The following is a 208-nucleotide window of genomic DNA, read 5'->3' as shown; positions in this document are numbered from 1 at the left end:
GCATGAAGATCGTCTTCACCGTCACCGACGGCGACGGCGACACGGCAACGAACAGCCTGCAGATCGACATCAACGACGATGGTCCGAAAGCAAGCTACTCTGGCCGCATCACGGTCCAGGAATCTGCCAACGCCAACGGCTCGTTCATTGAGACCTCCGCGACCGGCACGATGGTGTTCGACGGCGGCGCGGACGGCGCCAAGGTCAC

General features: G+C 62.5%; 1 protein-coding gene. It reads left to right on the top strand.

Features of this window, described 5'->3' with window-relative positions:
• Nucleotides 1-208: hypothetical protein (locus BN1800_RS41950; protein ID WP_179214051.1), on the top strand; the 208-nt coding region annotated here is incomplete at both ends.

The organism is Rhizobium sullae, from assembly GCF_900169785.1.
GTDB lineage: Bacteria > Pseudomonadota > Alphaproteobacteria > Rhizobiales > Rhizobiaceae > Rhizobium > Rhizobium sullae.
Note: the sequence above shows the minus strand (reverse complement) of the source record. Positions and strands in the feature narration are given on the sequence as shown.